Origin of the sequence: Ohtaekwangia sp., from assembly GCF_036568665.1 — a bacterium.
Classification (GTDB): domain Bacteria; phylum Bacteroidota; class Bacteroidia; order Cytophagales; family Cyclobacteriaceae; genus Ohtaekwangia.
In genome coordinates this window covers 1-3674 of the sequence record NZ_DATCSD010000484.1, presented here as the reverse complement: position 1 = coordinate 3674, position 3674 = coordinate 1, and the positions used below count along the sequence as shown (strand labels likewise).

Here is a 3674-nt window from a genome sequence, read left to right as displayed (position 1 = left end):
ACGTGATCTTCCAAAGGTATATTCATGGAGATATTGCGGGCTACAATCGTGAGCAGTGTGTTGACAAGCTGCTTTACTACTTCGCGATGATAGTGCTGCTGATTAACGTGCTCGCGAATCAGTGCTTCGATCAAGGCCTTCACCAGGGGTTTGTCTGTCCTGTTTTTTACAATGCAGCCCGGCAGGTGATTGGTATTCTGAAAAATGAACTCCAGCTTTTGTATCCATTCTTTACTCTGCGTTTTCAGGTAAATATCGTTGAAGCGGATAAAGAAAAACTTCGTGGTTTCATTTACTTCAAACGAATGGCAATCCTGAGGCATTAAGAGGAATAACTTTTCTGCGGCATAGGGAAGTTGATTCTTGTTGATGCACTGCACACCTGAACCTTCCAGCACATATACCAGCTCAAAGAAATTATGCTTGTGCGCTTTTACAGGGCACTCCTTTAATTCAAGGTATTCTATTTCAAAGGGTTCGTACAGATTCTGGATTTCCATATCCTGCAAATGTACAAGACATTCCAAGAATGTTACAAGTTTTCAGAACGAGCGACCTTTGATCTTTGTAACGTTAAATCTCATGAAATGAAAGCAATTGTTTTAAAACAGCCGGGTGGTACAGAAAATCTGATAGAACAGGATTTGCCGATCCCGGCTATACAAGCGGATGAAGTACTGGTACAGGTAAAAGCGATCAGCATTAACCCGGTAGATGTAAAGACCCGCGCAGGTAAAGGAGTATATGGGCGGTTGAAAGAGATCAGTCCACTGATTATCGGCTGGGATATATCCGGTATAGTTACGGAAGTTGGCAGCAAGGTGGTGAACTTTAAAAAAGGAGATGAGGTTTTTGGTATGGTAAATTTTCCCGGCCACGGCAAAGCGTATGCTGAATACGTTGCTGCTCCTGCGGCCCACCTTGCAAAGAAGCCGGTAAATATATCGCACACGGAAGCTGCTGCTGCTACATTAGCTGCGTTGACTGCATATCAGGCGTTGGTAATAAAAGCGAATGTACAGGCAGGACAGAAAGTAGTAATTCATGCTGCTGCCGGAGGTGTAGGACATTTCGCTGTACAGATTGCCAAACATTTGGGTGCGTATGTATATGGAACGGCCTCTGCTGCAAATAAAGATCTCGTCAAAAGTTTTGGTGCCGACCGACCTATAGATTATCACACAGAACGATTGGAAGATGTTGTGCAGGATGCAGATTTTGTGTTAGATACCTTGGGTGGAGATTCGATCGACCGTAGTCTGGCAGTAACAAAACGAGGTGGCACAGTGATAAGTATACCCAGCGGACTGGCAGAAGCGGTAACAGAAAAAGCAAAGCAGCTTGGTATACAGGGTTATTTCTTCCTCGTGCAATCCAATGGCGAAGACATGAACAAGATAGCAGCGTTGCTGGAGAAGGGTATCATTAAACCTCATGTGCCACAGACGTTCAGCTTCCAGGATATGGGTAATGCACATCTGCTACAGGAAACGGGACGTGCAAAAGGTAAAATTGTAGTTACGCTTTAGAATAACGATCCATAATATTAAACACATACTATATATAGGTATATATATGAATACAACAGCATTTCTTATACTTCGCCTGGCGATAGCTGCCAGCATGTTTGGTCACGGATTGGTGCGCCTTCCCAAACTCAGTGGTTTCAGTCAATGGATGGTAGGGAGCTTTGAAAAATCCATGCTGCCAGCAGCAATGGTTGTTCCCTTCAGCTACGCATTGCCTATAGCAGAATTTATAGTGGGCTTGCTGCTGCTGCTTGGCCTGTTTACAAAAACTTCGTTGATCGCTGGCGGGATAATTATGATCGCGCTCATCCTTGGCACAACACTTATTGAGAATTGGGAAGCATTGCCTTCTCAGTTGATTCATGCGGCATTCTTTGCCGTACTGTTGTCATTCATCCAGCACAATACATTTGCAGTCGATAATCTTTTGAAAAAATAAAATATACTATGGATTTACAATTGAAAAATAAAACAGCTTTTATAAGCGGTTCAACACAAGGCATTGGCTTTGCTATAGCACAAGGTTTACTGGCAGAAGGTGCTGCTGTTATTATCAATGGTCGCACACAACAGCGGGTTGACCAGGCAGTAAAGGAGTTGAAAGCAAAGTATCCTGCTGCTACCGTGTCAGGCATACCGGCCGATTTTTCTAAAGTAGCCGATATAAACAAGCTGCTTCAGCAACTGCCGGATATAGATATACTTGTAAACAATGCCGGTATATTTGAGCCGAAGGCTTTTACCGAAATTACGGACGAAGACTGGCTGCGCTTTTATGAAATAAATGTACTGAGCGGTGTGCGTTTGTCGCGTCATTTCTTCCCCAAGATGTTGGCGAAGAACTGGGGCCGAATCATTTTTATCTCCAGCGAATCGGCTATAAATATACCGGAAGAGATGATTCATTACGGTATGACTAAAACCGCGCAGCTATCGATAAGCCGTGGTTTGGCAGAGCTCACCAAAGGAACCGGGGTCACTGTAAATTCTGTTTTACCGGGCCCTACAAAATCAGAAGGCGTAGAGGAGTTTGTAAAACAAATTGCAACGGTACAAAAAGTAACACCACAGGAGGCAGAACAGAATTTCTTTAAGACTGCACGGCCTACATCCTTGCTGCAACGCTTCGCTACAGTGGAAGAAGTGGCAAACCTGGTAACGTATGTAGCGAGTCCGCTGTCATCAGCAACCAACGGCACAGCCCTGCGTGTAGATGGTGGCGTAGCGAAACTGATCCTTTGATCGATACATCGCTATGGCTACACGCAAAGAGTTTTTAAAAGCAGCCGGAGTGCTGGGTCTTGCCGGTATGACTTCCTTTACACGTGCGGGAGGAAAATCACCAAAGGCTGAAAATATACTTTCATCACAACCATCGCGATGGCTGGATGGATCGCGACTGGTTATTTCTGTATCAATGCAATTTGAAGCAGGAGGGCAGCCGGATCATGCGGAGAGTCCTTTCCCGCAGAACATGCAACAAGGTTTCCGGGACTTTCCTGCAGAAACGTGGTATCAATACGGTTATAAGGAAGGTATACCGCGCATGCTTGACTTGTGGGATAAGTATAATATCAAAGTTACTTCACACATGGTGGGCTCTGCTGTAGAGAAGAATCCTGCACTCGCCAGGGAGATTGTACAACGCGGACACGAAGCTGCTGCGCATGGCATTAACTGGAGTTCGCAATACGCGATGTCGTACGAAGAGGAAAAGAAGTTCATCAAAGATGGTGTAGATATAGTAAAGCAGGTAACGGGTTTTACTCCTGTAGGGTATAATGCCAACTGGCTGAGACGTGGTGAGAATACGCTGAAAATATTACAGGAGCTTGGCTTTGTTTATCACATCGATGATCTGAGTCGTGATGAACCGTTTATTATAGGTGTTAATAACAAGAACTTTGTAGTTGTGCCCTATACCCTCCGTTGCAACGATATACTGCTTATTGAAGGAAGACATTTTTCTGCGGATCAGTTTCTTCAACAATTAAAGCTGGAGTTTACACAACTATACGAAGAGTCTGCTACCAAACGCAGACAGATGTCTATAAGCTTTCACGATCGTATAGGCGGAACTCCACAGATAGTGCAGGCAGCCAAAGAATTTTTTGATTTTGCCTCTAAACAGAAAGGCGTAGTCTT

5 protein-coding genes are annotated in these 3674 nt (G+C 44.4%); 4 read left to right on the top strand and 1 reads right to left on the bottom strand.

The window, feature by feature from the left end; all coding sequences use genetic code 11:
- On the bottom strand, positions 1–500 hold a 500-nt coding region (locus VIN08_RS28130; RefSeq protein ID WP_331973013.1), incomplete at its 3' end, for an AraC family ligand binding domain-containing protein.
- Positions 501–587: 87 nt separating this feature from the next.
- Between VIN08_RS28130 and VIN08_RS28125 the strand changes: the two genes are divergently transcribed.
- The 4 genes from VIN08_RS28125 to VIN08_RS28110 all read left to right on the top strand — a co-directional run.
- Positions 588–1529, top strand: a complete 942-nt coding sequence (locus VIN08_RS28125) for an NADP-dependent oxidoreductase (protein WP_331973011.1) — start codon at positions 588–590, stop codon at positions 1527–1529.
- Positions 1530–1575: 46 nt separating this feature from the next.
- Complete coding sequence (locus tag VIN08_RS28120) at positions 1576–1968, top strand: DoxX family membrane protein (protein ID WP_331973009.1); 393 nt, start codon at positions 1576–1578, stop codon at positions 1966–1968.
- Between the two features lie 8 nt (positions 1969–1976).
- On the top strand, positions 1977–2771 hold the full coding sequence (locus VIN08_RS28115; RefSeq protein WP_331973007.1) for an SDR family NAD(P)-dependent oxidoreductase: 795 nt from the start codon (positions 1977–1979) through the stop codon (positions 2769–2771).
- A 13-nt stretch (positions 2772–2784) separates the two neighbouring features.
- The coding region (locus VIN08_RS28110; protein ID WP_331973005.1) for a polysaccharide deacetylase family protein at positions 2785–3674 on the top strand (890 nt) is incomplete at its 3' end.